This window comes from Streptomyces sp. URMC 126, assembly GCF_051386555.1.
GTDB lineage: Bacteria > Actinomycetota > Actinomycetes > Streptomycetales > Streptomycetaceae > Streptomyces.
Genome location: NZ_JBPQTX010000073.1, coordinates 1 through 25,696 on the forward strand (window position 1 = coordinate 1; position 25,696 = coordinate 25,696).

Sequence of the window (25,696 nt, forward strand, 5' to 3'; positions counted from 1 at the left end):
GTTCCCCGGCGCCCCGGCGAGGCCCGCCCCCACGGCCCACGCCCGGTCCACACGGCGCTGATGTGCGTCGCCCTGCCCGCCCTGGCGATCTCCCAGGAGCACGGGCAGCTCACCGGCCACGGTCTGGACGGCTTCTACCTCAACGGCCGCCGCCTGCTGGCACGTTGTGTGCTCCGGGTGGACGGGGCCGAGCCGGTGCCCCTCCAGGGCCGGCTGGTCGACGCCGGCCGGGCGCGGTTCGTCGCCACGCTCCGCACCGCGGCGGACGAGGGGCCGGACCCCGCCGTCACGGTGGAGCGGGTCCGGGACGCCGAGGGCGTGGAGCGGATGACGCTGCGCAGCGCGTCGACCCGCGAGGCCCGGCTCCGGGTCGAGGTGTCGCTCGGCACCGACCTCGCGGACCTCGGCCTGATCGCCCACGGCACCGCGGCGCCCGAACTGCCCGCCGCCGTCCACGGTTCGGGCCTCCGGTGGACGGCGCCCGGGCTGCACTCCGTGGTGACCGCGGACCCGCCGCCGGACGACGCGCTGGCCTCGGCCGGTCTGCTCTGCTGGGAGATACGGCTGCCGCCGGGCGGCACCCGCGGCGTCGAGCTGCGCGTCCGCCCCGAGATCCCCGGCAGGCCGCGCCCGCCCGAAGGCCCCCGCGTCCGGACGCGTGCCCCGGCGCCCTGGGGCGACGCCCAGGCGGACGGCGACGACCCACGGGCCGCCGCCCTGCTGGCCGGCAGCCTCGACGACCTGAGGTCCCTGCTCGTCCGCGACCCCAAGATCCCCGGGGATGTGCACGTCGCCGCCGGCGTCCCCTGGCGCTGCGGCGGACTCGCCCCCGCCGAGGCCCTCTGGGCCGCCCGGATGACCCTCCCGCTCGGCGTCCGGCTGGCCGCCGGGACGCTGCGCACCCTCGCCCGCGCCCAGCTCCCCGGCCCCGGGCCGGACCGGGGCCGCATCCCCGGCGCGCTGCGGCACGCCGGGGCCCACCTCCCGCCGGGCTGCACGGGGATCGAGGCGACGCTGCTGTTTCCCACCGTCCTCGCGGAGGCCAGGCGCTGGGGCCTGTCCGCCCAGGAGACCGAGCCGCTGATCCCGGCGGCCGAACGCTGCCTGGCCTGGCTGCGCACGGCCGCCGGCGACCGCGGCTACCTGGCGGACCCGGCGCCCGGCGGCCCGTACCGCTGCGAGGTGCAGGCCCACGCCCACCGGGCCGCCCTGCTGGGCGCCGACCTCCTCGACGCCCACGGCCGCCCGGGGGCCGAGGAGTGGCGTGGCTGGGCGGCCGATCTGCGACGCCGGTTCCGCGAGGACTTCTGGGCCGACGACCGCGGCGGCGGCCGCCCGGTGGCCGCCCTGGCCCCGGACGGCGAACCCGTCCCGCACCTCGGCTGCGCCGCCGCCCACCTCCTCGACACCGGGCTGCTCGGCGGGGGCGAGTACGCCCCCGGCCTGCTCGACCGGGCCCGCACCGAACAACTGGCCAGGCTGCTGGGCAGCCCCGCCCTCGACTCCGGCTGGGGACTGCGCAGCCTCGGCGTCAGGGAAGGGGGACACAACCCCTTCGGCCACCGCGGCGGCGCCGTACGCGTCCACGAGACGGCCGTCGCCGTAGCGGGGCTGGCCGCGGCCGGCTTCGAGGAGGCCGGCTCCCTCGCCCGCGGCGTGCTGGACGCCGCCGAGGCCTTCGCCCACCGGCTGCCCGAGATGTACGCGGGCGAGCAGCGCACCACCGGAAGCGCCCCCCTGCCCCACCCGGCGGCCTGCCGCCCGGCGGCCGTGGCGGCGGCCGGCGCCGTCCATCTGCTGACGGCGTTCGCCGGGGTACGGCCCGACGTGCCGGCGGGCGGTGTGACGGTCCGTCCGCCCGGTTCGGCGCCGCTGGGCGCGCTGCGGTTCACGGGGCTGCGGGTCGCCGAACAGCCCTTCGCCGTACGTGTCGGCCGGCTGGGCCTGGGCATGGTGGAGGAAGCCGCCGACGGACTGCAACTGGGAGTGTGAGCCGTGCGCACCGTTCCCCTCGGGGACCCCCGCGGAGCCTCACGCGGCACGGCGGATCCGACCGTGGTCCACGAGGGACAAGAACCTGTTTATCGTCAAGCAGACGACTATGATCGCGTCATGCCCTACGACCCGTCGGCCTTCCCGCCCTTCGCCGTCACCGTCGACCTGGTCGTGCTCACCGTGCGGCGGCACTCCCTGTGCGCGCTGGCGGTGCGCCGCGGCGAGCCCCCCTTCCAGGGCCGGTGGGCGCTGCCCGGCGGATTCGTCCGGCCCGACGAGGACCTGGCGACCGCCGCGGCCCGCGAGCTGGCGGAGGAGACCGGGCTGCGCGTCCTGCACGACCCCGCCTGCCCCGCCACGGCCCAGGCGGCCCACCTCGAACAGCTCGCCACCTACGGCGACCCCAAGCGCGACCCCCGGATGCGGGTCGTCAGCGTCGCGCACCTCGCGCTCGCCCCGGATCTGCCCGCGCCCCGCGCCGGCGGCGACGCGCACAGTGTGCGCTGGGCCCCGGTCGAGGACCTGCTGAACCAGGACGGCCACGCCCGGGAGGGCGAGCAGGCGGCCCCGCTGGCCTTCGACCACGCCCGCATCCTCGCCGACGGGGTGGAGCGCGCCCGCTCGAAGATCGAGTACTCGTCCCTCGCCACCGCCTTCTGCCCCCAGGAGTTCACCGTCGGAGAGCTGCGCCGGGTCTACGAGGCCGTCTGGGGCGTCGCCCTGGACCCGCGGAACTTCCACCGCAAGGTGACCGGCACCCCCGGCTTCCTGGTCCCCACCGGCGGGACGACGACCCGGCAGGGCGGCCGCCCCGCCCAGCTCTTCCGCGCCGGCGGTGCCACCCTCCTCAACCCGCCCATGCTCCGCCCGGAGGCCTAGCCCCGGCGCGCCCCGCTCCGTCAGGCCCGGGCCCGACAGGGACACGCCGCTGGCTCCGCTGCGTAGCAAATAGGACATATCGGGTTACGGTGCTGCGGTACGCCCCGTGCTCCCGCGCGTCCCTTCCCCGGCGCGCGGGACCGACCCACGCCCCCCGCGAGGGAAGTCATGATCCAGGCCATCGGACTGACCAGCGTCCCCCGCCGCAACCGGCCCCCCGTCGTCGACGACCTGACCTTCGAGGCCCGCCCCGGGCGCGTGACCGTCCTGCTCGGAGAGGCCGGCGCCGGCAAGACCAGCGCCCTGCGCCTCATGCTGCGGCTCGACCCGGGCCGCGGCGTCGCCCTGTTCCGCGGTCGCAGCCTCGACCGCGTCGCCCACCCGGTCCGCGAGGTCGGCGTGCTCCTGGGCGATGTCCCCGGCCACCCCGGCCGTACGGCCCGCGGTCACCTGCGCATGCTCGGCGCGGCGGCCGGAGTGCCCGCGACCCGCGCCGACGAGGTGCTCGACGTCGTCGGCCTGAGCGGACTGGCCGACCAGCGCATCGGGGACTTCTCCCGCGGCATGGACCGCCGCCTGGGCATCGCCGCCGCCCTTCTCGGCGACCCGCACACCCTCGTTCTCGACGAGCCGACCGCCGATCTCTCCCCCCGGGAGACCGCCTGGCTGCACGGGCTCCTCCGCGGCTACGCCGCCCAGGGCGGGGCCGTGCTCGTCACCTCGTCCTCCCCGGGGGAGGCGGCGCGCCTCGGCGACCAGGTCGTCACCATCCACCGCGGACGTCTCGTCGCCGACCAGGAGACCGCGGTGTTCGCCCGGGCCCGCCTCAGACCGCGCGTCGCCGTCCGGTCGCCGTCGGCGGCCCGGCTCGCGCACATCCTCTCCGCCGAGGCGGAAGCCGCCTGCCCGCCCTCCGAGGCCCCGTCCGTGGAGGTCGTCCACGAGGGCGGCAGCGCCCTCGCGGTCTACGGCAGCACCTGCGCCGCCGTGGGGGAGACCGCCTACCGGCACGGCATCCTCGTCCACCGGCTCGCCGAGGAGGTCGAGGCCGGGCCCGTTCCCCCGCTGCAGCGCGCCGACGGCCGCCGCCCGGCCGCCCCCGCCCCCGCCCCCGACGCTCCGGCGGCCGTCCACGCCGCTCCCGGCGGCGACGCTCCGGAAGGGCCGCTCTCCCGCGTGCAGCCGGCCCTTCCGTCCCCCGGCCCGGCGTGGCCGCTGCGCTACGAGCTGTACCGCTTCGCCGGTGTGCGCACCGGCTGGTTCGTGCTCGCCGCCGCCCTCCTGCTCTCGCTGCTCGCCTCGGTTCTGCTGGCCCGGGCCGGAGCGTCCGGGCCCAGCCTGCTCACCGGCTGGCCCGCACCGCTCCCGCTGCCGCCGGCCGCGCTCGGCGCGGGCGTCCTGGGAGCGCTGGCGTTCGGGCAGGAGTACCGCTACCCGGCCCTGGCGCCGGACGCGGGCGGCGTCCCCCGGCGGCTGGCGCTGCTCGGCGGCAAGCTCACGGCCACGGCCGTCCTCGCGCTGTCGCTCGCCCTCTCCTCGGTGGCCCTGGACGCCGCGTCGGTGCGGCTCCTCTTCGGAGCGGCGGCGGCGCGCCTCCCCGAGGCCTGGCCCGGCGCCCTCGCCGGGTGGGTGGCGCTCACCCTCGGCTGCGCGTGGGCCGGGCTGCTCGCCGCGGGCCTGTTCCGGTCGACGCTCCTGGGGCTCGTCGGGGTACTGGTGGTGCCGACACTGGTGGTCCCCGTGGTGAACGCCGTGCTCGCCCGTCCCGCGGCCCGGTCGCTGGCCGGGCTGCCCGAGCGGCTCCGCTCCACGGCGCCGCTCCAGTGGCCGGCGGGCATGGACGAGGGATTCTCGACGGCGCTGCGGCTGGTCTCCCAGCCCGTCGGCTGGGCCCTCGTGCTGGCGCTGACCGGGCTGCTCGGGGCCTACGTCCTCATGGTGTTCCGCGGGAGACCGCGATGAGGACTGTGCTAGGACGCCGCGGGCCCGCCGCGCGGCCGCCCCGAACGTCGAGGGGTACGGAGCGTAACCGGCGGCCGGCCGGGCCGGCGGGAAACGCGGACGTCATCGGCGGGCACCGGCTCCGTGGGCGCCGGTGGGGAGAGGCCCTACGACACGCTCCGGAACCGGCCCTCTATAGCTGTCCGTACGCGTCCGACCTCGAAGAGTGCCCAAATCTGTCCGTTTGGACGTCAATTGTGAGGTAATGGGCGATCACCCTTTCGTGTGCTTTTCACCAAAGACCTCAAGGCCCGTCGGCCCGTCGCCGACAAAGGAGACGTGAGTACCCTTGCGCACACCATGATGACCGCGGCTCGCCCCGCCGACTCCGGCCTGACGGGCCCGGGCGAGCTCGACCGCTACTCCTACGCGGAGGCCCCCGGGGCCGACCGCGGTTCCGCGCACGCCTGGGACGGTGACGCGGAGCTGGGCCGCGCCGGCCGCCGGGCGGCCGGCAGCCGGGGCCGGGGGCTGCACGGCCAGCTCGTCCAGCAGCTGGGGCAGATGATCGTCTCCGGCGACCTCGGCGCCGACCGCCCGCTCGTCCCGGAGGAGATCGGCCAGCGCTTCGAAGTCTCCCGCACCGTCGTCCGGGAGTCGCTGCGCGTCCTCGAGGCCAAAGGTCTGGTCAGCGCCCGCCCCAACGTCGGCACCAGGGTCCGTCCGGTCAGCGACTGGAACCTCCTCGACCCGGACATCATCGAGTGGCGGGCCTTCGGGCCCCAGCGCGACGACCAGCGCCGGGAGCTCTGCGAGCTCCGCTGGATCATCGAGCCGCTGGCCGCGCGGCTGGCCGCCGGGCACGGCCGCGAGGACGTGCAGCAGCGCCTCGCCGACATGGCGGAGATCATGGGGCACGCCCTGGCCCAGGGTGACTCGCTCACCTTCTCCCGCGCCGACGCCGAGTTCCACACCCTGCTGCTCCAGGTCGCGGGCAACCGCATGCTGGAGCATCTGTCGGGCATCGTGTCGGCGGCCCTCCACGTCTCCGGCGCCTCGGCCGGCGGCTGCGACCGCCCCACCGACGCGGGTGTCGGTCACCACCTCCGGATCGTCGACGCCGTCGGCGCGGGCGACGCGGCCGCCGCGGAATCCGCCATGCGTCAGCTGCTCGTGTCGCATCCGGAGGTCGAGCGGGCCGTGCCCGCGCCGCGCGAGCACTGATCCGCGGGAACGGACCGCACGGACAAGGGGAGACGCGCGCGGGACTGTTCGTCCGCCCCGCGCGTACGGCCGCGCGCGGAGTCGCAGGACCGCGCGGGGCGATCCGTACGGGCGCATGCGAGAGGAAACGCGCCGCCGGTCTTGGGTCAAGCTGCGGAGAAGCGCATCGATCCGTCCCTTTAAGTGGCGTTTCGCACCGTTATAGGGTGTGACTCGGGCCACGGGGATTGGGCGTAACGCTCCTTGAGACAGCGCGATGACTAAAGAGGTGGTGGCCGCGGAGGGAATACAGGCCTCGGAAGAGGCGCTGTGTTGCACCGCACTATCGCCCGCGCCGTCGGTTCATCCTTGCCGGCGGTCGTCGGCTCCGATCCCCAGCGGATGGAGCCGGAAGCCGTTTCCATCGTTCCGAGAGGTTGTTCGTGTCGGCCAGCACATCCCGTACGCTCCCGCCGGAGATCGCCGAATCCGAGTCTCTGATGGCGCTCATCGAGCAGGGAAAGGCCGAGGGGCAGATCGCCGGCGACGACGTGCGTCGGGCCTTCGAGGCTGACCAGATTCCGCCAACCCAGTGGAAGAACGTTCTGCGCAGCCTCAACCAGGTCCTCGATGAGGAAGGTGTGACGCTGATGGTCAGTGCGGCAGAGGCGCCCAAGCGCACCCGCAAGAGCGTCGCAGCGAAGAGCCCGGCGAAGCGCACCGCCACCAAGGCCGTCTCGTCCAAGACGGTCACGTCCCGCCCGTCGTCCGCGGCCGCCGCCACGTCCGCCGCGGGCTACGGCGACGAGGCGGGCGACGAGGCCGTGACGCCCGCCAAGAAGGCCGCCGCGAAGAAGACGGCCGCGAAGAAGACGGTGGCCAAGAAGGCCACCGCCAAGAAGACGACGGCCAAGAAGGCCACCGCCAAGAAGGACGCCGACGAGCTCCTCGAGGACGAGCTCGTCGACGAGACCCCCACTCCCGGCAAGGTCGACGAGGAGGAGGAGACCGGCGAGAACAAGGGCTTCGTCCTGTCCGACGAGGACGAGGACGACGCCCCGGCGCAGCAGGTCGCGGTGGCCGGTGCCACCGCGGACCCGGTCAAGGACTACCTCAAGCAGATCGGCAAGGTCCCCCTCCTCAACGCCGAGCAGGAGGTGGAGCTCGCCAAGCGGATCGAGGCCGGTCTGTTCGCCGAGGACAAGCTGGCCAACGCGGACAAGCTCGCGCCGAAGCTCAAGCGCGAGCTGGAGATCATCGCCGAGGACGGCCGGCGGGCCAAGAACCACCTGCTGGAGGCCAACCTCCGACTGGTGGTCTCCCTGGCCAAGCGCTACACCGGCCGCGGCATGCTCTTCCTGGACCTGATCCAGGAGGGCAACCTCGGTCTGATCCGTGCGGTCGAGAAGTTCGACTACACCAAGGGCTACAAGTTCTCGACCTACGCGACCTGGTGGATCCGCCAGGCGATCACGCGAGCCATGGCCGACCAGGCCCGCACCATCCGTATCCCGGTGCACATGGTCGAGGTCATCAACAAGCTCGCGCGCGTGCAGCGCCAGATGCTCCAGGACCTGGGCCGCGAGCCCACCCCGGAGGAGCTGGCCAAGGAGCTCGACATGACCCCCGAGAAGGTCATCGAGGTCCAGAAGTACGGCCGTGAGCCGATCTCCCTCCACACCCCGCTGGGTGAGGACGGGGACAGCGAGTTCGGTGACCTCATCGAGGACTCCGAGGCGGTCGTCCCCGCCGACGCGGTCAGCTTCACGCTTCTGCAGGAGCAGCTGCACTCGGTTCTGGACACGCTCAGCGAGCGCGAGGCCGGCGTGGTGTCCATGCGCTTCGGTCTCACCGACGGTCAGCCGAAGACGCTCGACGAGATCGGCAAGGTCTACGGGGTGACGCGTGAGCGTATCCGTCAGATCGAGTCGAAGACCATGTCCAAGCTGCGCCACCCCTCGCGTTCGCAGGTGCTGCGCGACTACCTGGACTGATCCTCCGGCGGCCTCCCAGCCGTCCCGGCACGGGGCCCGGCTCCTCTTCGTGAGGGGCCGGGCCCTCGTGTTGCATGGGTCCGGCGGACGGCGGACTCCGGATGCGGCGGATGAGGCGTGGGTTGACTCTGGGAACGCAAGTGACTCCGCTGCGTCAGGAGACCGTATGCGCGCCCTGGGCTGTTCGCTGACCGCCGCACTGGCCCTGCTGCTCGCCGTGCCGGGGCCCGCGGTGGCCGACGAGCGGCTGGTCGTGGGCGGGCAGGAGGTGAAGACCTCGGACGCTCCGTGGGTGGTGGCCCTGGCCAGCCGTCAGCGCTTCGGCGTCACGCGCTCCGGGCAGTTCTGCGGTGGCGTCGTCGTCGGGCGCAGCACCATCGTGACGGCCGCCCACTGCCTCACCAGTGACGTGCTCGGCGCGGAACCGAGCGCGGCGTCCGATCTGCGGGTCATCGTGGGCCGCGACGATCTCCGGGGAACGGCCGGGAAAGAGCTGGCCGTGAAGGAGGCGTGGGTCAATCCGGACTTCAGCGCGGGGACCAACTCCGGGGACGTCGGCGTCCTCACCTTGGCGGAGCCCCTTCCCGACGGCCGTGCCATCGCGATGGCCCAGCAGGGCGAGCCGGTCTACGCGGCGAATACGCCGGCTATGGTGTACGGCTGGGGTGACACCGAGGGCAACGGATCGTACTCGGACACCCTGCGGGCCGCGTCGGTGCTCGTCCTCGGCGACGAGCTCTGCGAGAAGGCCTATCCCGGGGGCGCCGACGGAGCCTACGACCGCAAGACGATGCTGTGCGCCGGCTGGCCGGAAGGCGGCAAGGACGCCTGCCAAGGGGACAGCGGGGGGCCGCTGGTGGCCGACGGGCGACTGGTGGGACTGGTGTCCTGGGGGGCCGGGTGCGCCCAGCCGGGCCGTCCAGGGGTCTATACGCGTATCTCGGCCGTTTCCGCGATGGTCACGGCACACAGTGTGGACGCGAAGCAGCACGCCTCTCAGGGGCTCGCACAGCTGGCCCGCCCGGCTGTTCCGTCGTGAGGGCGGCGGCGAGCGCGAGGGCGACCCGACGAGGACGGGCGGCCGCCCCCGGTGGGGGCGCCGCCCGTCGCTGCCCAGCCCACAGGGGTCGGACGTCGCTCGTCGTGGATGCGATGTGCCAGCGTTCCAGCGGTGGACTCAGCGGTCCTCGGGGAGGACCTCAGCGGTCCTCGTCGGACGCGGAGGCCGGGACGGCCGTCAGTCGCTCGGTCTCGTCCTGTATCTCCGCGGCGATCTTCTTGAGCTCCGGCTCGAACTTGCGCCCGTGGTGGGCGCAGAACAGCAGCTCACCGCCGCTCAGGAGAACGACGCGCAGGTAAGCCTGAGCGCCGCACCGGTCGCAGCGGTCAGCGGCCGTCAGCGGGCTCGCGGGGGTCAGAACAGTAGTCACGTCGCCTCTTCTCTAGCTCGACGAGCTGTCGTACCAGGGTCAACATCCAACCAGGCCGAAAACGTTCCCGCTCGTGGCTTTTCCTCGAAAGTTCCTTCCGAGTGAGCCGGATCTTGACGTTTGGCGGCGAATGAGCCGTATTGCGTGGGTCTACGGTTTCACATCGCTGAGGTTCACATCGTCGGGGGGTCCGTCCTCCCGGCCGGCTTGCCGGGTTGTTCTTCAGGACGTGCCCGGAGCCTAAATGGTTCATGCCTCCAAGGGAACGTGATGTGCGCGTCACCCCATCGAGTCATCGAACAGGTATTCGAAACTGGACTAGCATGGTCGGCGCCGCGGGTGGCGGCACAAAGGCTCTACCGGGCCTCGGTACCCTCTGAACGGCGAACGAGCCAGCCATGCGCCCGCAGTCGGGTGACAGAGAAATTCAGCGAGGAGCGAACCGCGTGACCGCCGATACGTCCGTGCCGTCCACCGCATTGCTGACCGGGGCAGACCGGGACGGATCCAACTACACCGCGCGGCACCTGCTCGTCCTCGAAGGACTGGAAGCCGTCCGGAAGCGTCCCGGCATGTACATCGGGTCCACGGACAGCCGCGGCCTGATGCACTGCCTCTGGGAGATCATCGACAACTCCGTCGACGAGGCCCTGGGCGGCTACTGCGACCGCATCGAGGTGATCCTCCACGACGACGGTTCCGTGGAGGTCCGGGACAACGGCCGGGGCATCCCGGTGGACGTCGAGCCCAAGACCGGGCTGTCGGGCGTCGAGGTCGTGATGACCAAGCTGCACGCCGGCGGCAAGTTCGGCGGCGGCTCGTACGCCGCCTCGGGCGGTCTGCACGGTGTGGGCGCCTCGGTCGTCAACGCGCTCTCCGCGCGCCTGGACGTCGAGGTGGACCGCAACAGCAGGACGCACGCGGTCAGCTTCCGGCGCGGTGTGCCGGGGATCTTCACCGAGTCCGGCCCCGACGCGCCCTTCGACCCGGCCAACGGACTGCTCAAGGGCAAGAAGGTGCCCAAGACCCGGACGGGCACCCGGATCCGCTACTGGGCGGACCGCCAGATCTTCCTCAAGGACGCCAAGCTGTCCCTGGAGACGCTGTACGGGCGCGCCCGGCAGACGGCCTTCCTGGTGCCCGGCCTGACCATCGTGGTCCGTGACGAGCGCGGCCTGGACGGCACGGACGTCACCGAGGAGACGTTCCGCTACGACGGCGGGATCAGCGAGTTCTGCGAGTTCCTCGCGCAGGACAAGGCCGTCTGCGACGTGTTGCGGCTCAGCGGGCAGGGCACGTTCAAGGAGACCGTGCCCGTCCTCGACGAGCGCGGGCACATGACGCCCACCGAGGTCACCCGGGAGCTCGGGGTGGACATCGCGCTGCGCTGGGGCACGGGTTACGACACGACGGTCAGGTCTTTCGTCAACATCATCGCCACCCCGAAGGGCGGCACCCACGTCGCGGGCTTCGAGCGGGCCGTCACCAAGACCGTCAACGACGCGCTGCGCGCGAGCAAGCTGCTGCGCGTCGCCGAGGACGACGTGGTCAAGGACGACGCCATGGAGGGCCTCACGGCGGTGGTGACGGTGCGGCTGGCGGAGCCGCAGTTCGAGGGGCAGACGAAGGAGGTGCTGGGCACCTCGGCCGCCTCCCGGATCGTCGCCAACGTCGTCGCCAAGGAGCTCAAGGCGTTCCTGACGTCGACCAAGCGCGACGCGAAGCAGCAGGCGCGGGCCGTGCTGGAGAAGATCGTCGCGGCGGCCAGGACGCGGATCGCCGCCCGGCAGCACAAGGAGGCGCAGCGCCGCAAGACGGCGCTGGAGTCCTCGTCGCTGCCGGCCAAGCTGGCCGACTGCCGCAGCGACGACGTGGAGCGCAGCGAGCTGTTCATCGTCGAGGGCGACTCGGCGCTGGGCACCGCCAAGCTGGCGCGGAACTCGGAGTTCCAGGCACTGCTGCCGATCCGCGGCAAGATCCTGAACGTGCAGAAGGCCTCGGTCTCGGACATGCTCAAGAACGCCGAGTGCGGGGCGATCATCCAGGTGATAGGAGCCGGGTCCGGCCGGACCTTCGACATCGACGCCGCCCGCTACGGCAAGGTCATCTTCCTCGCCGACGCCGATGTCGACGGCGCGCACATCCGGATCCTGCTGCTCACCCTCTTCCAGCGCTACATGCGGCCGATGGTGGAGGAGGGGCGGGTGTTCTCCGCGGTGCCGCCGCTGCACCGGGTGGAGCTCACCAACCCCAAGAAGGGGCAGGACAAGTACATCTACACGTACTCCGACAACGAGCTCCGGCAGACGCTGCTGGAACTGGAGCGCAAGGGCATCCGGTACAAGGACTCCGTCCAGCGCTACAAGGGCCTCGGCGAGATGGACGCCGACCAGCTCGCGGAGACCACGATGGACCCGCGGCACCGCACCCTGCGCCGGATCAACATCAGCGACCTGGAGGCCGCCGAGCGCACCTTCGACCTGCTGATGGGCAACGAGGTCGCGCCGCGCAAGGAGTTCATCACCAACTCGGCGGCGACGCTCGACCGCTCGCGCATCGACGCCTGAGTCTCCACCCCCGGGTGGAGAGGGTCTCCACCCGGGCTGTCGCTTGATCCACCCTCGCTCCACCCGTGCTCCGATCCGTGCCGGGCGCCGGCTCCGTAACGTCGGATGTGTCGGCCGGCGGCGTGTTCGTCCGGCGGCCGGCCGCCGTGTTCACGTTCAACGGAGGGGCCTTCCATGTCCGGTGTGATCGACGCGGGGGTGATCGTCGCCGTCGTCGCGCTTGTCGTCGTCCGGCAGTTCAGGCCGCGGAAGGTGGTCTCTGACGGGCGGGCGTGGTGGGTCGCGCCCGCGGTGCTGGTCGTCGTCGCGGCCAGGGAGCCGGGGATGGTGGACGCCGGCCACCGGGTGGCGTCCGTGGGGCTGCTGGCGGCGGGAGTGGCGGTCGGGCTCGCCACTGGTGCCGCCTGGGCCTGGACCACCCGAATATGGGCCGACGAGTCGGGGGCGGTCTGGGCGCTGGGCACGAAGGCCGCGGCCGGGATATGGGCGGCGGGCTGGTGCTGCGGCTGGGGCTCTTCGGGATCGGCGCGCTGGCCGGCGTGCGCCAGGGGACGGCGGCTGCCCTGATCACGCTCGCCGCGATGCTGGTGGCGCGCGCCGGGATCGTGGTGCTGCGGGCCCGGCGGACGCTTCCGTCGTACGGTGTCGTCGCCGGTGGCTGAGACGGTGGCCGAGACGGGAGCCGTGGTGGAGGAGCCGGACGTGCCCAGGGAGAGCTGGACCGCGTGGCCTGCCCGGGAGGCGCTCTCCTCCATAGGGGTGCCTCGCCGTCGCCGGGCGCTGACCTGGATCGTACGGGCCGTACTGGTCGGGGCGTTCTTCGTCGGCGTGGTGCGGGAGGACGCGCTTCCGCGGTGGCAGTACGCCGTGGTGGCCGCGGGGTTCGCGGTGTGCGGCGTCGCGATCTGGCGGTGCTTCGTCACGACGCTCGACCGGCGGCTGTCCGCCTCGGTCGGGTGGCTGGCGGTGCCGGTCGTGGCGGGAGCGCTCGCCGAGTGGGCGGGGACGCATGTCACCGCCACCGGGCTGTGGTGCGTCGCGGCGGTCGTCGCGGTGGAGCGGTTGCCGCTCGGGCCCGCGCTCGGGCTGGCGGTGATCCCGCTCGGGGCCTATGTGCTGACCACGGGGGGCTCGTGGCCGGGGACGGCCGGGACGGTGGCCCTGGTGCTGCTCATCGGCTACTCGTTGCGGCTGGACGAGGAGGCGCGGGGGGCCGGATTCCGGATGCTGGCCCAGGAACGGGCCGCGCGCCGGGCGGAGGCCGAGACGGCCGCGCTGGACGAGCGGGCGCGGATCGCACGGGAGATCCATGACGTTCTCGCCCACAGTCTCTCGGCGCAGCTGGTGCATCTGGAGGCCGCGCGGCTGCTGGTCGAGAGCGGCGCGGAACGGGAGCGGGTCCTCGAACGGATCGTGGCCGCGCGGATGATGGCGAGGGAGGGGCTGGCCGAGACGCGGCAGGCGCTGTCCGCGCTGCGGGGGGAGATGACGCGCCCGGAGGAGTTCCTGCGGGACCTCGCGGCCGGGCAGGGGGCCGACCTGCGGGTGACCGGGGAGCCGCGCCGGCTTCCGGCGGAGGCCGGGCAGGCGGTGCGCCGGGTCGCTCAGGAAGCGCTCACCAATGTGCGCAAACACGCTCCGGGCGCGCGGGTCGAGATGGAGTTCTCCTATTTGGAGGGAGAAGTCGAACTGGCGGTTCACGACGGTGGGGCGCGGGGGAGGAACACCGAACTGGCCGCCTCGGGAGCCGGGTACGGGCTGCTCGGCATGCGGGAGCGGGCCGAGTTGCTGGGCGGCAGCCTGGAGGCCGGACCGGCGGGCCAGGGCCGGCGGGGATTCGTGGTGCGCCTGAGAGTCCCGGCGTGATGAGGGACGAGGAGCACGGCAGGCTGGGGGAAGGGCAGTTGCGTTCGGGAGGCGGGAGCGGTGTGAGCGGAGCGAGCGAGGCGGAGCGGCCGCCGGCGCGGGTCCTGGTCGTGGACGACCAGACGGTGGTGCGTGAGGGGATCGTGATGCTGCTGGGCCTGTTGCCCGGTATCGAGGTCGTCGGGTCGGCGGCCGACGGGCTGGAGGCCGTGCGGCTCGTCGCCGAGCACGCCCCGGACGTGGTGCTGATGGATCTGCGCATGCCGCGGTGCGACGGTGTCGAGGCCACCCGGCGTATCCGTGCGAGCCATCCGGGCACCCAGGTCGTGGTGCTCACGACCTTCGGTGACGACGACTCGCTGTTCCCCGCGCTTGAGGCCGGGGCACGGGGCTATCTGACCAAGGACGCCGGGGGAGAGGAGATCGTCCGGGCGATCGCGGACGTTCGGTCGGGGGCGGCGGGGCTCTCCCCGCACGTACAGCGGAGGCTGCTGGAGCGGCTGGCGGCGGCGCCCGTCGCGGCGACAGGGGGCTGGGGTGGAGCGTCCCGTCCGGTCGCCGACGGCTGGACGCAGGGCCCTCGGGGGCCGGGGGAGGCGCTGCCCGACGGGCTGACCGCGCGGGAGGCGGAGGTTCTGGCCCTGGTCGCGGGAGGGCTGTCGAACACGGAGATCGCCCGGAGACTGCATGTCAGCACGGCCACGGTGAAGACGCATATCAACAACCTCTTCGCCAAGACGGGGGTGCGGGACCGGGCGCAGGCCGTCCGGTACGCGTTCCGTCACGGCATCGCCGGGCCTCTCGGGCCCGGGCCTGGGGGGCGCGGCTGACGGCGCGGATATTGCGGGGAAGGAACGTCGGAGGGAGGTGTTCGGTTCGGCCCCGCTGTCCGGGGTGGTGCGGTCAGTGGCCGGACCAGGTGTAGCGGTGTTCCGGGCGGCCCGTGGAGCCGTAGCGCAGGGTGAGGCTCAGCCGGCCGGATGCCTCCAGGCGCTTGAGGTAGCGCTGGGCGGTGGAGCGGCTCAGTCCGGCGCGCGTGGCGACCTCGTGGGCGGACAGGGGGTGCGCGGCGTCGCGGAGCACCCGGCGGATCAGCTCCGCCGTCGGGGCCGAGTGGCCCTTGGGCAAGGGCGGGGAGGCGGCCGTGCGCAGGGTGCCGAAGATCCGGTCCACTTGTTCCTGCTCGGCTTCCTCGGTGCCGTCCAAGGCCAGCCGGAGCCGGGCGTAGGCTTCCAGCTTCACCCGCAGGCCCGGGAAGGAGAACGGCTTGACGAGGTACTGCAGGGCTCCGTAACGGATGGCCGTGCGGACGGTGGCGATGTCCCGGGCCGCGGTCACCATGATGACGTCCGTCAGATGTCCCGACTGCCGGACGCGGCCCATGAGCGACAGGCCCGTCTCGTCCGGCAGGTACTGGTCGAGCAGCATCAGGTCGACGCGTTCGCGCTCCAGAACGGCCATGGCCTGCGCCGCGTTGTGGGCGGTGGCCCGTACCCGGAAGCCCGGAACCCGTTCTACGTACGCCGCGTTGATCTCCGCCACACGGAAGTCGTCGTCCACGACGAGGACTTCGATCATTGGTTCACCCCTTCGAGCGGTGTGGCCGGGAGGCCTGCGGTCGCGCCGTCGTGCGGTCCCCGTCGTGCCGTCACCTGTTCTAGCGCGCGCAGAACGAGCAGAACAGGGTTCCTGTGCTCAAGCGGTGGAACGCGCGGAGGGGCGGCCGGTGGGGAAGGAGCGGTTCCATGGCCGCTCAGGCGAGCGGGACGACGGCGACGACGTCCATCCGGGCCGGCGAGCCGAGGGCCCGGCCGCAGCTCTCCGGGCGGGGCGGTTCGGCGGCGCCCTGTTCGACGACGACCCGCCAGGACCGGCCGTCGGTATGGGCCACGGTCACCTCGTGGCGGACGGCGGAGCCTGTGGCGCCGGTCATGGCGACGGTGCCGATCACGTCCAGGGCGTCCGCGTACGGCTCGGCGGTGAGGTCGCGGACGGCCAGTTCGGCGGCCTGGGCGGGGCGGTCCCAGGTGGAGCGGCCGCGGCAGTTCGCGGTCACCACCCGGCCCTCGCGGGCGGCTTCCAGTACTTCCTTCACCCCGTGGGCGGTGGCCCGGCCGTACGCGTAGCCGAAGGGCAGGACGAAGAGGGTCGGCGCGAAGCGGTGGCCGCCGATGTGGGTGACCTCCCACACCCCGGTGCCCCCGGCGGCCGTCAGCTCCGCCGCGAGCGGGCGGCCCAGCAGGGCGCAGCAGCGGTCGCGCTTGCCGTTGGTGCACACGAGGGCGAGCGGATCGCCGGTGTACCGCTCCCAGAGGCCGCCGTGCCGGCCGGCGCCGAGTGCGGGGAAGTCGAGAGCCGGCAGGGACGCCGGGTCGTCGAGCTCGGTGGTGCGGATCCAGGAGCGGCCGGGGGCCGTGTGCGCGACGAAGATCCGGCGGCCGGCCGGCGGGCGGCAGTCGGCGTGCCGGCCGGGGCGGCGGATGAGGGCGACCCGTACGCCCGTACCGGCGGCCGCCTTCTCCAGGGCCCGGCCCACGGCCGGGTCGAGGCGGCTGCCCGTGAGCGCCTTGGCTCCCCAAGGACCGGGCTGTTCGATCAGCAGCCAGGTGGGGGCGGTGACGGCCGTACCGGTCAGCGGCTCGGTCAGCAGTCGGGAAGCGGTGGCGCACGTGCTCACATAGGCGAGCCTAACCTGGGGCGAAGGGCTCTGCGCGCCCGGTCGGCCCCGCTCTCCGGTACGACCATATCCTGGGGCGCGCGGGTGCCCGGCCGCCCGCCGGCGGGCAGTCGTACGCGGGCTGCCGCGTTCCCGGACCGACCCACGGAAGGTGCTCGCGTGGCCAGACGACAGATCCCCGTCATCGTGCTCGCGGGCTTTCTCGGGTCGGGCAAGACGACGCTGCTCAACCATCTGCTGGCGCACAGCGGCGGCAGCCGGATCGGCGTGGTGGTCAACGACTTCGGCAGCATCGAGATCGACGCCATGAGCGTGGCCGGCCAGGTGGACTCCATGGTGTCGCTCGGCAATGGCTGCCTGTGCTGTGCCGTCGACACCAGCGAGCTGGACGGCTTCCTGGAGCGGCTGGCCCGGCCGGCGGCCCGGATCGATGTCATCGTGATCGAGGCCAGTGGGCTGGCCGAGCCGGAGGAACTGGTCCGGATGATCCTGGCCAGCGACAACGAGAGCATCGTCTACGGCGGTCTGGTCGAGGTGGTGGACGCCGCCGAGTTCGGCCGCACCCGTGAGCGCCACCCCGAGCTCGACCGGCACCTGGGCATCGCGGACCTGGTGGTGCTCAACAAGACCGACCGGGTGGCCGACGCCGAGCGGGAGGAGCTGGAAGCGGTCCTCGCGGGGCTGGCGCCCGGCACCCCCGTCGTCGCCTCGTCACACGGCCGGGTCGACCCCGAGCTGCTCTTCGACCGCAAGCCGCGCGAGGACCGCCTGGAGGCGATCCGGCAGCTCTCCTTCGAGGACCTGGTCCACGAGGAGCACGACGCCGCGCACGACGGGCACGAGGGGCACCTGCACGCGGCGTACGAGAGCGTCGAGTTCGTCTCCGACGACCCGCTGCACCCCCGCCGCTTCATGGAGTTCCTGGACCGCAGGCCGGAAGGGCTCTACCGGATCAAGGGGTTCGTGTACTTCGGGGTGCCCGGGCACCGGCAGAAGTTCGCCCTGCACGCGGTCGGGGACTTCCTGCGGATGTACCGCTCGCCCTGGGCCCGGTCGGAGCCCCGCCGCACCCAGTTGGTGATGATCGGCCGCGGCGTGGACGGGGACGCGCTCCGGGACGGCCTGGACGCCTGCCGGAACCCGGCACCGCGGGACGCCGACGACCACAGCATGTGGGGCGTCCTGCGGTACACCCAGGGCTGACCCGGCGCGAGGTCAGCCCCGGGCGTCCGGCCCGGTCACACCGGTCCGGCCACCACCGCGACCGGCTTGGCCAGCGGCGTGCCGGAACCGTCGCGGCGCGGGTCGGGCTCCGGCAGGGCCACGGGGGTGCCGTTGGCCGCCGCGGCGCGGGCCGGAGCGGCTCCCGCCCAGGCCAGGACGAGGCAGTCCTCGCCCTTGAGGAACCGCTGGCAGCGCACGCCGCCGGTGGCCCGGCCCTTGCGCGGGTACTGGTCGAACGGCGTCAGCTTCGCCGTCCCCTCGGAGGCCGCGCCGGGCAGCCCGCCCGCGGCCCCGGCGACCGTGAAGACCACCGCGTCCTCCGCGGGGTCGACGGCGGTGAAGGAGATCACCTTGGCTCCGGAGGACAGCTTCACGCCCGCCATGCCGCCCGCGGGCCGGCCCTGCGGCCGGACCTGCCCGGCCTGGTAGCGCAGCAACTGCGCGTCGTCGGTGATGAAGACCAGGTCTTCCTCGCCGGTCCGCAGCTCGACCGCGCCCACGACGCGGTCACCGGACTTGAGGGAGATGACCTCCAGCTCGTCCTTGTTGGCCGGGTAGTCGGGGACCACGCGCTTGACGACGCCCTGCTCCGTGCCGATGGCGAGGCCGGGCGAGGACTCGTCCAGCGTGGTCAGGCAGACCACCCGCTCGCCGTCCGCCAACGACAGGAACTCCGCGATCGGCGCGCCGCCGGCGAGGTTGGGCGCCGCGGCCGTCTCCGGCAGCTGGGGCAGATCGATCACCCGCAGCCGCAGCAGCCGTCCGGCCGAGGTCACCGCGCCGACCTCGCCCAGCGCCGTGGCGGGGACCGCCGAGACGATCACGTCGTGCTTGACCCGCTTGGCCTCGCCCGTGCCGGGCGTGAACGGCTCGCCGGTGGCGGTACGGGCCAGCAGACCGGTCGAGGAGAGCAGCACCCGGCAGGGGTCGTCGGCGACCTGGAGCGGCACGGCCGACGCCGGGGCGCCCGCCGACTGGAGCAGGACCGTACGACGGTCGGTGCCGAACTTCTTGGCCACGTCGGCCAGTTCCGAGGAGACCAGCTTGCGCAGCTCGGCGTCCGATTCGAGGATCTTCGTCAGGGCCTCGATCTCCGAGGTCAGCTTGGTGCGCTCGTCCTCCAGCTCGATCCGGTCGAACTTCGTCAGCCGGCGCAGCGGGGTGTCGAGGATGTACTGCGTCTGCACCTCGGAGAGGGAGAAGCGCTCGACGAGTGACGCCTTCGCCGCCGCGGCGTTATCGCTCGATCGAATGATTCTGATGACCTCGTCGATGTCAACGAGCGCCACCAGCAGACCCTCGACCAGGTGAAGCCGGTCACGGCGCTTGCCGCGGCGGAACTCGCTGCGCCGCCGGACCACCTCGAAGCGGTGGTCGACGTAGACCTCCAGCAGCTCCTTGAGCCCCAGCGTCAGCGGCTGGCCGTCCACCAGCGCGACGTTGTTGATGCCGAAGGACTCCTCCATCGGGGTCAGCTTGTAGAGCTGCTCCAGCACGGCCTCGGGGTTGAAGCCGTTCTTGATCTCGATGACCAGCCGCAGGCCGTGCGCCCGGTCGGTGAGGTCCTTCACATCGGCGATGCCCTGGAGCTTCTTCGCGCCGACCAGGTCCTTGATCTTGGAGATGACCTTCTCCGGGCCGACCGCGAACGGCAGCTCGGTCACCACCAGGCCCTTGCGGCGGGCCGTCACGTTCTCGACGGAGACGGTGGCGCGGATCTTGAAGGTGCCGCGCCCGGTCTCGTACGCGTCCCGGATGCCGTTCAGGCCGACGATCCGGCCGCCTGTGGGCAGGTCGGGGCCGGGGACGTACTTCATCAGGGTGTCGAGGTCGGCGTTGGGGTGCCGGATCAGGTGCCGGGCGGCGGCGATCACCTCGCCCAGGTTGTGCGGCGGCATGTTCGTCGCCATGCCGACCGCGATCCCCGTGGCGCCGTTGACCAGCAGGTTCGGATAGGCGGCCGGGAGGGCGACCGGCTCCTTCTCGCTGCCGTCGTAGTTGGCCCCGAAGTCGACCGTGTCCTCGTCGATCGACTCCGTCATCAGCGAGGTGGCGGACGCCATCCGGGCCTCGGTGTACCGCATGGCGGCCGGCGGGTCGTCGTTGCCCAGGGAGCCGAAGTTCCCGTGGCCGTCGACGAGCGGGAGCCGCATGGAGAACGGCTGCGCCATGCGCACCAGCGCGTCGTAGATGGAGGCGTCACCGTGCGGGTGCAGCTTGCCCATCACCTCGCCGACGACACGGGCGCACTTCACATAGCCGCGCTCCGGCCGCAGGCCCATCTCGTTCATCTGGAAGAGGATGCGGCGCTGCACCGGCTTGAGGCCGTCGCGGGCGTCGGGCAGGGCGCGGGAGTAGATGACGGAGTAGGCGTACTCGAGGAAGGAGCCCTGCATCTCGTCGACGACGTCGATGTCGAGGATGCGCTCCTCGAACTCTTCCGGCGGCGGGGTCTTCGTGCTGCGGCGGGCCATCGCGGCTGCGGCTCCTTCGGTCGATTGCCGGGGGCGGACTGACGCCGACCATTGTGGACCTCCCCACTGACAACGCCGACCGCGACCCGTCCGCGAGGAGCGCACCGGCCCCGGGAACTTCGCCGGATGTCGGTGCGCTTGCATACAGTGACAGCAGTGTTCATCACGCGAGTCGTCGCGGGCGCCGCGGGCGGGTAACGGCGGCGCGGGATGCAGCGAGATATCGAGCGATCGAAGGGACGTACATGCCCATGGGTCACACGGCCGCGCAACAGGCCGGCACCGGCGGCCTGACAGCGACCGAGCACCGCCTGGCCAACGGCTTGCGGGTGGTGCTCTCGGAGGACCATCTGACCCCGGTCGCGGCAGTCTGCCTCTGGTACGACGTCGGCTCGCGCCACGAGGTCAAGGGCCGCACCGGCCTCGCCCACCTCTTCGAGCACCTGATGTTCCAGGGTTCGGCGCAGGTGAAGGGCAACGGCCATTTCGAGCTGGTGCAGGGCGCCGGCGGCTCGCTCAACGGCACCACCAGCTTCGAGCGGACCAACTACTTCGAGACCATGCCCGCCCACCAGCTGGAGCTGGCGCTGTGGCTGGAAGCCGACCGGATGGGCTCGCTGCTCACCGCGCTCGACGACGAGTCCATGGAGAACCAGCGCGACGTCGTCAAGAACGAGCGCCGCCAGCGGTACGACAATGTGCCCTACGGCACGGCGTTCGAGCGGCTGACGGCGATGGTCTACCCGGAGGGCCACCCCTACCACCACACGCCCATCGGCTCGATGGCCGACCTGGACGCCACCTCCCTGGAGGACGCGCGGGAGTTCTTCCGCACGTACTACGCGCCCGGCAACGCCGTCCTCGCCGTGGTCGGCGACATCGACCCCGAACAGACGCTCGCCTGGATCGAGAAGTACTTCGGGTCCATCCCCGCCCACGACCGCAAGCAGCCGCCGCGCGACGGCGCCCTGCCCGAGGTCATCGGCGAGCAGCTGCGCCAGGTGGTCCGCGAGGAGGTGCCCTCGCGCGCCCTGATGGCCGCCTACCGCCTGCCGCACGACGGCACCCGTGAGGCGGACGCCGCCGACCTGGCGCTGACCGTCCTCGGCGGCGGCGAGTCCTCGCGGCTGCACAACCGCCTCGTCCGCCACGACCGCACCGCCGTCGCGGCGGGCTTCGGCATGCTGCGCCTGGCGGGCGCCCCCTCGCTGGGCTGGCTGGACGTCAAGGCGTCCGCCGGCGTCGAGGTCCCCGACATCGAGACGGCCGTCGACGAGGAGCTGGCCCGCTTCGCCCTGGAGGGGCCCACCGCCCAGGAGATGGAGCGCGCCCAGGCCCAGCTGGAGCGCGAGTGGCTGGACCGGCTGGCCACGGTCAGCGGACGGGCCGACGAACTCTGCCGGTTCGCCGTCCTCTTCGGCGACCCGCAGCTCGCCCTCACCGCGGTCCGGCGCGTCCTGGACATCACTCCGGAGGAGGTGCAGGCCGTCGCCAAGGCGCGGCTGCGCCCCGACAACCGCGCGGTGCTCGTCTACGAACCGACCGGGCCGCAGGCCGCGGGCGCGGACGGGACCGAGGACGCCCCCGCGCGGGAAGCCGACGCCGCCGACGTCATCGCACAGGAACAGGAGACGGCCCAGTGAGCGAAGCCGCAGTCGTGGGCGCCACCGGCACCGCCGAGCCCACCATGCAGTTCCACCCGCGGCCCCGGCCGGGCACGGCCACCCCGTGGAACTTCCCCGCCCCCGACCGTGACCGGCTGCCCAACGGCCTGACCGTGCTGCGCTGCCACCGCCCCGGCCAGCAGGTCGTCGCCGTCGAGGTCAGCCTCGCCGCGCCGCTGGAGGCCGAGCCGGCCGGCCTGGAGGGCGTGGCCACGATCATGGCCCGCGCCTTCTCCGAGGGCACGGACAAGCTCAGCGCCGAGGACTTCACGGCCGAACTGGAGCGGTGCGGCGCGACCTTGGACGCCCACGCCGACCACCCCGGCGTCCGGCTCTCCCTGGAGGTCCCGGCCTCCCGGCTGACCAAGGCCCTGGGGCTGCTCGCCGACGCCCTGCGCGCCCCGGCCTTCCCCGACAACGAGGTCGAGCGCCTGGTCCGCAACCGCCTGGACGAGATCCCGCACGAGCTCGCCAACCCGGCCCGCCGGGCGGCCATGGCGCTCTCCGCCGAGCTGTTCCCGGCCGACTCGCGGATGTCCCGGCCCCGGCAGGGCACCGAGGAGACCGTCGAGCGCATCGACGCCGCCTCCGTGCGCGCCTTCTACGAGGCCCACGTCCGTCCGGCCACCGCCACCGCCGTGATCGTGGGCGACCTCACCGGGGTCGACCTGGACCAGGCCCTGGCGGACACCCTCGGCGCCTGGACGGGCTCCCCGGCCGAGCCCCGGCCCGTCCCGCCCGTCTCCGCCGACGACACCGGCCGCGTCGTCATCGTGGACCGCCCCGGCGCCGTCCAGACGCAGCTGCTCATCGGCCGCGTCGGCGCCGACCGGCACGACCGGGTCTGGCCCGCCCAGGTGCTCGGCACGTACTGCCTGGGCGGCACGCTCACCTCCCGCTTGGACCGCGTGCTGCGCGAGGAGAAGGGCTACACCTACGGCGTCCGCGCGTTCGGCCAGGTGCTGCGGTCCGCCCCCGACGGCACCGGCGTGGCGATGCTCGCCATCAGCGGCTCCGTCGACACCCCCAACACGGGCCCGGCGCTGGCGGACCTGTGGACGGTGCTGCGCACCCTCGCGGCCGAGGGGCTGACGGACGCCGAGCGCGACGTCGCCGTGCAGAACCTGGTGGGTGTCGCGCCGCTCAAGTACGAGACGGCGGCGGCCGTCGCGGGCACGCTGGCCGACCAGGTCGAGCAGTACCTCCAGGACGATTTCCAGGCCCGGATGTACGAACGCCTCGCGGAGACCGGGACGGTGGAGGCCACCGCGGCCGTCGTCAACGCCTTCCCGGCCGACCGCCTGGTCACCGTGCTCGTCGGGGACGCCGCGGAGATCGCCGAGCCCGTCCGGGCGCTCGGCATCGGCGAGGTGACGGTCGTTTCCGCCTGACGGAAGCTCAATCCTCCGCGTGCGCCCCGGCGCACGCGCGGGGGCGGAGAGGCGCGTGGGTCCTTCGGGGGTCACGCGCCTCCGTTATGCCCGATTTATAGGAGCGGTTGCACCGTTTCCGTGTGGCGTGCGTCACGAAAACGGGGTTCCGTTTGCCGTTCGAATCTGACGGCGATTAGCTTCAGGGCGGCAGTCCGTCGGATCGGAGCCGCAACCGCGGCCCCGGGCAGCCATCGCCGAGTCCCCGTACGGCGCGAGCCAGGGGAGCCGGGGAACCACATGTTCCCTGGGGTGAATCGGGTCCCTCTCCGGAGGGAGCCGTAGGAGACCTTCCTGCTCCGAACCCGTCAGCTAACCCGGTAGGCGAGAGGGAAGGAAAGGAACAGCCGCAACCATGGCGTTCACCCGTGCCACCGGGAAGCACCGTCGTCCGAGCCGTGCCGTGCGTGTCGGTGCCAACGTCGCCGGCATAGCCACCCTGAGCGCCGCGGGCGTCGTCGCCGGTGTCGCCGCTCCGGCCTTCGCCGCCTCCTCTCCCGACGAGGCGCCCCGCCCGCAGGACACCGGCCTCACCCAGGCCGTCGTCCTCTCCGACCATGTGGCCGACAGCATCGACGAGCAGGCGCAGATGCAGCGCGGCGTCGCCGAGCAGGACACCGCCACCCAGAAGGCCGAGGCCGCGGCCAAGGAGCAGGCGGCCCTGGTCAAGAAGCGCGCCGACGAGGCCAAGCGGAAGGCCGAGGCCGAGCGCGCCGAGAAGGAGCGGGCGGCCCGCGAGGCGGAGCGCAAGCGCCTCAACACCTTCGTGATGCCGATCGCCGGCTCCTTCGTCTCCACCCAGTACCACGCCTCCAGCGGCCTGTGGTCCTCCGGCAGCCACACCGGCGTCGACTTCCACGCCGGTGAGGGCACCAGCGTGCAGGCCGTGGGCGCCGGCACCGTCGTCGAGGCCGGCTTCGGCGGCGCGTACGGCAACAACGTCGTCATCAAGCACAACGACGGCACCTACACCCAGTACGGCCACCTGTCGTCGATCGGCGTCAGCGTCGGCCAGACCGTCACCCCCGGGCAGCAGATCGGCCTCTCCGGCTCCACCGGCAACGTGACCGGCCCGCACCTGCACTTCGAGGCCCGCACCGCGCCCACCTACGGCTCGGACATCGACCCGGTCGCCTACCTGCGCTCGCACGGCGTCGACATCTGATCCCGGCCTTCGCCTTTCCTCCGCAGAGCCCCGCAGGACCACGCGTCCGGGCGGGGCTCTCGGCCGTCCGGACCGGACGCCCACGGCCGCGAAGGGGAAACGGGCCGGTATTCCGGCTCTCTCCGTTCTCCTTCCGCTTGGCCAAATCACTTCCCTCGCACTCGGACGGCCATCGGAAAACGCGGGGAATTGCCATAGAGTCGACCGGGTCCCTGAAGAGGCGTCAAGCGCGTGCGGACCGTCGTCTTCCGCCGGGTCGAGCGGGGACGGGCGGGGCCAGGCGAGTGGCGACGGGGTCGATCCGGAGGTTCGTCCGATGCGGGGACGTTGGTGAACGGCGTGAGTGACGCGGTTTCCGAGAACCGCCGTGTTTCCGCGCAGGCGGTGTGCGCGGCCGTCCGCGACGACATCGTCTCCGGCACCTTCCCGCCCGGCACCCGGCTCATCGAGGAACTCCTCGCCCGCCGCTACGGCGTCTCGCGGGTCCCGGTGCGGGAGGCGCTGCGCACACTGGCCTCCGAGGGCTTCGTGACCACGCGCCGGCACGCGGGCGCCTGCGTCGCCGAGCCGACCGAGCAGGAGGCGGCCGACCTGCTGGAGGTACGGGCGCTGCTGGAGCCGCTGGGGGCCGCCCGGGCCGCGCAGCGGCGCACCGAGGCCCATGTGAAGGTGTTGCGCGGGCTGGTCCGGCTGGGCCGGGAGCGTGCCCGGGGCGGGCAGCCGGGCGAGCTGTGCCCGCTGGGCGACTGGTTCGACGAGACGCTCGCCCAGGCGTCCGGCAGTCCGAGCCTCGCCGCGCTGCTCACCCAGGTGCGGCGCAAGATCGCCTGGATGTACGCGCCGGAGCCGCCCGCGCGGCCGGTGGAGACCTGGGAGACGCACGCCGCGCTCGTCGACGCGGTGGTCAGGAGGGACGCGGAACGCGCCCGGGACATCGCCGCCGGACGCGCCGGGCGGGCGCCCGGGACATTCCGGTTCCGGCGTGCGGCGCCGGCCGCTCCGGCGCCCCGGGCGGCCGTCCGGAAACGCGCCGTGCGTACGACGGCGGGCGCCGGAATGTGACGGCCGTCCGGTATTCGGCCGCCCCGAGGAATTCCCCGGCGGAAACCCTGACGATTTCCGGCCGGAGCGCGTCCGCGTATCCGGGGTGAAACGTACGACGGGGCCGTGGCGGCCGTTCACCGGCC

The 25,696-nt window shown here is 73.1% G+C and carries 19 protein-coding genes and 1 riboswitch; of the genes, 15 read left to right on the forward strand and 4 right to left on the reverse strand.

The genetic code is table 11. The features are described from left to right. The 6 genes from ACSNOK_RS11835 to ACSNOK_RS11860 all read left to right on the forward strand — a co-directional run. Window positions 1-1,992 (forward strand): glycogen debranching N-terminal domain-containing protein (locus ACSNOK_RS11835; RefSeq protein WP_436780586.1); only part of this gene is annotated, 1,992 nt, incomplete at its 5' end. Window positions 1,993-2,112: 120 nt separating this feature from the next. Continuing rightward, entirely contained in the window at window positions 2,113-2,874 is a 762-nt protein-coding gene (locus tag ACSNOK_RS11840; RefSeq protein WP_436780587.1) for an NUDIX hydrolase, read from the forward strand. 168 nt (window positions 2,875-3,042) lie between these two features. Then, entirely contained in the window at window positions 3,043-4,836 is a 1,794-nt protein-coding gene (locus tag ACSNOK_RS11845) for an ABC transporter ATP-binding protein (RefSeq protein ID WP_436780588.1), read from the forward strand. A 264-nt stretch (window positions 4,837-5,100) separates the two neighbouring features. Then, entirely contained in the window at window positions 5,101-6,039 is a 939-nt protein-coding gene (locus ACSNOK_RS11850; protein ID WP_436780589.1) for a FadR/GntR family transcriptional regulator, read from the forward strand. 422 nt (window positions 6,040-6,461) lie between these two features. Then, complete coding sequence (locus ACSNOK_RS11855) at window positions 6,462-8,012, forward strand: RNA polymerase sigma factor (protein ID WP_436780590.1); 1,551 nt, start codon at window positions 6,462-6,464, stop codon at window positions 8,010-8,012. Window positions 8,013-8,178: 166 nt separating this feature from the next. Then, the gene (locus ACSNOK_RS11860; RefSeq protein WP_436780591.1) at window positions 8,179-9,051 is read left to right on the forward strand and encodes a S1 family serine peptidase; all 873 of its coding nucleotides are present in this window, start codon (window positions 8,179-8,181) and stop codon (window positions 9,049-9,051) included. Window positions 9,052-9,211: 160 nt separating this feature from the next. Here the strand turns inward: ACSNOK_RS11860 and ACSNOK_RS11865 are convergent, their stop codons facing one another. After that, entirely contained in the window at window positions 9,212-9,442 is a 231-nt protein-coding gene (locus tag ACSNOK_RS11865) for a DUF7455 domain-containing protein (RefSeq protein ID WP_004949045.1), read from the reverse strand. Between the two features lie 446 nt (window positions 9,443-9,888). Between ACSNOK_RS11865 and ACSNOK_RS11870 the strand changes: the two genes are divergently transcribed. The 4 genes from ACSNOK_RS11870 (at window position 9,889) to ACSNOK_RS11885 (ending at window position 14,705) form a co-directional block, all read left to right on the forward strand. Further along, a complete protein-coding gene (locus tag ACSNOK_RS11870; protein ID WP_436780592.1) occupies window positions 9,889-12,009 on the forward strand; it encodes a DNA gyrase/topoisomerase IV subunit B in 2,121 nt (706 codons plus the stop codon). Between the two features lie 482 nt (window positions 12,010-12,491). Beyond that, window positions 12,492-12,671: a hypothetical protein gene (locus tag ACSNOK_RS11875; protein ID WP_436780593.1), complete on the forward strand. Its 180-nt coding sequence runs from the start codon at window positions 12,492-12,494 to the stop codon at window positions 12,669-12,671. A 40-nt stretch (window positions 12,672-12,711) separates the two neighbouring features. Next, on the forward strand, window positions 12,712-13,875 hold the full coding sequence (locus ACSNOK_RS11880) for a sensor histidine kinase (RefSeq protein WP_436780601.1): 1,164 nt from the start codon (window positions 12,712-12,714) through the stop codon (window positions 13,873-13,875). Between the two features lie 146 nt (window positions 13,876-14,021). Further along, entirely contained in the window at window positions 14,022-14,705 is a 684-nt protein-coding gene (locus ACSNOK_RS11885) for a response regulator (protein ID WP_436780602.1), read from the forward strand. Between the two features lie 73 nt (window positions 14,706-14,778). Here ACSNOK_RS11885 and ACSNOK_RS11890 read toward each other — a convergent pair whose 3' ends face one another. Together ACSNOK_RS11890 and ACSNOK_RS11895 are read right to left on the reverse strand one after the other, a co-directional pair. Beyond that, window positions 14,779-15,453 carry a response regulator gene (locus tag ACSNOK_RS11890; protein WP_436780594.1) on the reverse strand — a complete coding sequence of 225 codons (675 nt, stop codon included), beginning with the start codon at window positions 15,451-15,453 and terminating at the stop codon, window positions 14,779-14,781. A 175-nt stretch (window positions 15,454-15,628) separates the two neighbouring features. Then, window positions 15,629-16,552, reverse strand: a complete 924-nt coding sequence (locus tag ACSNOK_RS11895) for a sucrase ferredoxin (RefSeq protein WP_436780595.1) — start codon at window positions 16,550-16,552, stop codon at window positions 15,629-15,631. Window positions 16,553-16,711: 159 nt separating this feature from the next. On the opposite strand from ACSNOK_RS11895, the gene ACSNOK_RS11900 reads away from it, so the two are divergent. Next, window positions 16,712-17,755: a CobW family GTP-binding protein gene (locus ACSNOK_RS11900; RefSeq protein WP_436780596.1), complete on the forward strand. Its 1,044-nt coding sequence runs from the start codon at window positions 16,712-16,714 to the stop codon at window positions 17,753-17,755. Between the two features lie 35 nt (window positions 17,756-17,790). Here ACSNOK_RS11900 and ACSNOK_RS11905 read toward each other — a convergent pair whose 3' ends face one another. Beyond that, on the reverse strand, window positions 17,791-20,250 hold the full coding sequence (locus tag ACSNOK_RS11905) for a DNA gyrase/topoisomerase IV subunit A (protein ID WP_436780597.1): 2,460 nt from the start codon (window positions 20,248-20,250) through the stop codon (window positions 17,791-17,793). A gap of 245 nt (window positions 20,251-20,495) precedes the next feature. Between ACSNOK_RS11905 and ACSNOK_RS11910 the strand changes: the two genes are divergently transcribed. The 4 genes from ACSNOK_RS11910 (at window position 20,496) to ACSNOK_RS11925 (ending at window position 25,571) form a co-directional block, all read left to right on the forward strand. Continuing rightward, complete coding sequence (locus ACSNOK_RS11910; RefSeq protein ID WP_436780598.1) at window positions 20,496-21,893, forward strand: M16 family metallopeptidase; 1,398 nt, start codon at window positions 20,496-20,498, stop codon at window positions 21,891-21,893. Window positions 21,894-21,937: 44 nt separating this feature from the next. Continuing rightward, entirely contained in the window at window positions 21,938-23,305 is a 1,368-nt protein-coding gene (locus ACSNOK_RS11915; RefSeq protein ID WP_436780603.1) for a M16 family metallopeptidase, read from the forward strand. Between the two features lie 224 nt (window positions 23,306-23,529). After that, window positions 23,530-23,686: riboswitch (cyclic di-AMP (ydaO/yuaA leader) on the forward strand. Window positions 23,687-23,699: 13 nt separating this feature from the next. Beyond that, window positions 23,700-24,509, forward strand: coding sequence for a M23 family metallopeptidase (locus tag ACSNOK_RS11920; RefSeq protein WP_436780599.1), 810 nt, complete (start codon window positions 23,700-23,702; stop codon window positions 24,507-24,509). Window positions 24,510-24,839: 330 nt separating this feature from the next. Beyond that, the gene (locus ACSNOK_RS11925; RefSeq protein WP_436780600.1) at window positions 24,840-25,571 is read left to right on the forward strand and encodes a GntR family transcriptional regulator; all 732 of its coding nucleotides are present in this window, start codon (window positions 24,840-24,842) and stop codon (window positions 25,569-25,571) included. Window positions 25,572-25,696: the final 125 nt, after the last annotated feature.

Excerpts from the sequence above, each read along its gene's own strand:
- ACSNOK_RS11840 (WP_436780587.1), top strand. The coding sequence starts at position 2,113 with ATGCCCTACGACCCGTCGGCCTTCCCGCCCTTCGCCGTCACCGTCGAC.
- ACSNOK_RS11845 (WP_436780588.1), top strand. The coding sequence starts at position 3,043 with ATGATCCAGGCCATCGGACTGACCAGCGTCCCCCGCCGCAACCGGCCC.
- ACSNOK_RS11860 (WP_436780591.1), top strand. The coding sequence starts at position 8,179 with ATGCGCGCCCTGGGCTGTTCGCTGACCGCCGCACTGGCCCTGCTGCTC.
- ACSNOK_RS11875 (WP_436780593.1), top strand. The coding sequence starts at position 12,492 with ATGGGCGGCGGGCTGGTGCTGCGGCTGGGGCTCTTCGGGATCGGCGCG.
- ACSNOK_RS11885 (WP_436780602.1), top strand. The coding sequence starts at position 14,022 with ATGCTGCTGGGCCTGTTGCCCGGTATCGAGGTCGTCGGGTCGGCGGCC.
- ACSNOK_RS11890 (WP_436780594.1), bottom strand. The coding sequence starts at position 15,453 with ATGATCGAAGTCCTCGTCGTGGACGACGACTTCCGTGTGGCGGAGATC.
- ACSNOK_RS11905 (WP_436780597.1), bottom strand. The coding sequence starts at position 20,250 with ATGGCCCGCCGCAGCACGAAGACCCCGCCGCCGGAAGAGTTCGAGGAG.
- ACSNOK_RS11910 (WP_436780598.1), top strand. The coding sequence starts at position 20,496 with ATGCCCATGGGTCACACGGCCGCGCAACAGGCCGGCACCGGCGGCCTG.
- ACSNOK_RS11915 (WP_436780603.1), top strand. The coding sequence starts at position 21,938 with ATGCAGTTCCACCCGCGGCCCCGGCCGGGCACGGCCACCCCGTGGAAC.
- ACSNOK_RS11920 (WP_436780599.1), top strand. The coding sequence starts at position 23,700 with ATGGCGTTCACCCGTGCCACCGGGAAGCACCGTCGTCCGAGCCGTGCC.